The following is a 2,648-nucleotide window of genomic DNA, read 5'->3' as shown; positions in this document are numbered from 1 at the left end:
CTTCACCACTGAGGCGGCAGGCATGTCTTTCGATCTCGTTTTCTTCGGCGGCACGGGCGACCTGACATGGCGCAAGCTGATGCCGGCGCTGTTCCAGGCCTTCCGCCACGGCAAGCTGCCGGCCGGTGGCCGCATCCTCGCGGTGGCCCGCGACGAGCAGAGCGACGACAAGTACCGCGGCTGGCTGAAAGAGCGTTTTCAAGAAGTCGAAGGCGCCAAGCGCCCGACCGATGAAGAGTTCGCCCGTTTCGCCGACATGCTGCACTACCGCCGCATGGACCTGTCGAAGCCCGAGCACTATGCCGGGCTGAAGCAGTGGCTCGAGGAGCGCAATGCCGACACGGCGGTGCTGTACCTCGCCACCAGCCCGCACCTCTTTCCGCAGATCTGCGAGCAGCTCGGCGTGGCCGGCCTGAACACGCCGCGCATCCGCGTGGTGCTTGAGAAGCCGTTGGGCCACGACCTGCAGAGCGCGCAGGAGATCAACCGCGTCGTGCGCTCGGTGTTCAGCGAGACGCAGGCGTTCCGCATCGACCACTACCTCGGCAAGCCCTCGGTGCAGAACCTGATGGCGCTGCGCTTCGGCAATGCGCTGTTCGAACCGCTGTGGCGCCGCGAGAGCATCGCCAACATCCAGATCACGCTGGCCGAGGCGATCGGCGTCGGCACGCGCGGCGATTTCTACGACCGCACCGGCGCGCTGCGCGACATGGTGCAGAACCATGCGCTGCAACTGCTGACGATGATCGCGATGGAGCCGCCGTCGCGCAACGATGCCGACGCGATCCGCGACGAGAAGCTGAAGGTGCTGCGCTCGCTGAAGCCGTTCACCGAAGAGAGCGTCGGCCGCGACGTGGTGCGCGGCCAGTACCGTGCCGGCACGGCCGGCGGGCAGCCGGTGGTCGGCTACCTGCAGGAAGTGAAGGTGCCGGCGGGCAGCCAGTGCGAGACCTTCGTCGCGCTGCGCACCGAGGTGCAGAACTGGCGCTGGGCCGGCGTGCCCTTCTACCTGCGCACCGGCAAGCGGCTGGCCGCGCGCGATGCGCAGATCGTCGTCAATTTCCGTCCGACGCCGCACAGCATCTTCCCGGGCCACAACCCGGCGAACAAGCTGGTGATCAACCTGCAGCCGGAAGACGGCCTCGAGCTGCACCTGCTGGCGGCCAAGGGTGCCGGGCAGCAGGAGCAGCTCGCGCCGGTGTCGCTCGACCTCGATTTCGACAAGGCCTTCGCCGAGAACCGCGTGGGCGCCTACGAGCGGCTGCTGCTCGACGCGATCGCCGGCCGGCTGAACCTGTTCGTGCGCAGCGACGAGCAGGAGCAGGCGTGGCGCTGGGTCGAGCCGATCCTCGACGCCTGGGGCAAGGACAGCACCGGCCCGCGCCCGTATGCGGCCGGCACCTGGGGGCCGGCGGCCGCGAGCGCGCTGGTCGCGCGCGACGGCTACGCCTGGTCCGAAGAGCAATAAGCGCGCACCTCGCCGGATCCCCCATGCTGGACCGCATTCGCGCGTCGATCCCCGCGCTTCCGCCGGCGGAGCAGCGCGTGGCCAAGCTGGTGCTGGCCGACGCCCGCAGCTTTGCGAGCCTGCCGGTCAGTGAGCTGGCCGACCGGGCGCATGTCAGCAAGCCGACGGTGGTGCGCTTCTGCCGCAGCGTGGGCTACGACGGGCTGGCCGATTTCAAGCGCAAGCTGGCCGGCAGCGTCAACGAGGGCGTGCCTTTCGTGCACCGCGCGGTGGACGAGGACGACAAGCCGGGCGACATCGTCGTCAAGGTGGTCGACAACGCGGTCAGTGCGCTGCTGAAGTACCGCAACGATGCTGCGAGCCTGGCGTTCGACCGCGCGATCACGGCGCTGGCCGAGGCCGGCCGCGCCGGGCGGCGGATCGAGTTCTACGGGGTCGGCAATTCGGGCATCGTCGCGCAGGATGCGCAGCACAAGTTCTTCCGGCTGGGCGTCAACGCGCTGGCGATCAGCGACGGCCATGTGCAGGTGATGAGCGCGACGATGCTGCAGCCGGGCGATTGCGTCGTGATCATCTCGAACTCGGGCCGCAGCCGCGACCTGATCGACGTGGCCGAGATCGCGCGCAAGAAGGGCGCGACGACGATCGTGATCACCGCGAGCGGCTCGCCGCTGGCGGTGATCGGGCAGACCGGCAGCAGCCAGATCCTGCTGGCAGCCGACCACCCGGAGGATTACGACCGCTACAGCCCGATGGTGTCGAGGCTGTTGCACCTGATCGTGATCGACATCCTGACCACCGGGGTGGCGCTGCGGCTGGGGAGCGAGCTGCGACCGATGCTGCAAGAGATCAAGCGCAATCTGCGCGCCAAGCGGTACGCACAAGCTGAGTAGCTTGCTTGCGGAGCTCTTGTGCGGCAAAGGCGTGGGTGGGGGGAAAAGATTGAAGTGACCGACGAGCGCGCCAACGCTCGCATGCTTGTCGGTCACTTCAATCTTTTCCCTCCAACAAGAGTTGGTGGTGCTTAGCGGCGCGGCGGGTGAGGGGCTGGGCTGGGGGCGATTTCTGAGGCGACGAAGAAGGTCGGCTTCGGGGGTGGCGCGCGCCAGCGCGCTTCGTAGACATGCTCATCGCCACTGTTTGACCACAGCGAACGCAGTGAGCGGAGGGAGTTTGGCGA

The 2,648-nt window shown here is 67.9% G+C and carries 2 protein-coding genes; both read left to right on the top strand.

Features of this window, described 5'->3' with window-relative positions:
* Positions 1–22: 22 nt before the first annotated feature.
* Positions 23–1,468 (top strand): glucose-6-phosphate dehydrogenase, encoded by a 1,446-nt coding sequence (gene zwf, locus AC1D12_RS30495; RefSeq protein ID WP_047500303.1) that lies wholly within the window; start codon positions 23–25, stop codon positions 1,466–1,468.
* Positions 1,469–1,491: 23 nt separating this feature from the next.
* Positions 1,492–2,361, top strand: a complete 870-nt coding sequence (locus AC1D12_RS30490; RefSeq protein ID WP_047500301.1) for a MurR/RpiR family transcriptional regulator — start codon at positions 1,492–1,494, stop codon at positions 2,359–2,361.
* Positions 2,362–2,648 lie beyond the last annotated feature (287 nt).

This window comes from Rhizobacter sp. P1_G5, from assembly GCF_056405435.1.
Note: the sequence above shows the minus strand (reverse complement) of the source record. Positions and strands in the feature narration are given on the sequence as shown.

Coding starts and splice junctions, on each gene's coding strand:
- zwf (WP_047500303.1), top strand. CDS start 23: ATGTCTTTCGATCTCGTTTTCTTCGGCGGCACGGGCGACCTGACATGG.
- AC1D12_RS30490 (WP_047500301.1), top strand. CDS start 1,492: ATGCTGGACCGCATTCGCGCGTCGATCCCCGCGCTTCCGCCGGCGGAG.